At 48.1% G+C, this 262-nt stretch carries 1 pseudogene; it reads left to right on the forward strand.

Annotated elements, in window-relative coordinates:
• Positions 1-160: 160 nt before the first annotated feature.
• Positions 161-262 (forward strand): annotated as a pseudogene (locus tag FE392_RS21015) (IS110 family transposase); the annotation flags it as partial.

Here is a 262-nt window from a genome sequence, read left to right on the forward strand (position 1 = left end):
TTGGCGATATCGACGCCAACAGGCGTATATTTCATGAGTGGATCCTCCAGTTATCAAAGAGCAACAGGCTTCTCATTTAGGCACTATAAGGCCGGAAATCTGAGAGGATCCACACCTTACCTCTCAATTTCAGCATAGTACCGAGGGTTACGTGGTTGGGATGCATATGGCAGCCCTCGTGGCAACACGTTTTAACCCTGTGATAAAAGTTTTTTATGGGCGTCTGCTGGCCGCCAGAAAGCCCAAAAAAGTGGCGTTGGTT

Source organism: Xenorhabdus santafensis, from assembly GCF_033949405.1.
Taxonomy (GTDB): domain Bacteria; phylum Pseudomonadota; class Gammaproteobacteria; order Enterobacterales; family Enterobacteriaceae; genus Xenorhabdus; species Xenorhabdus santafensis.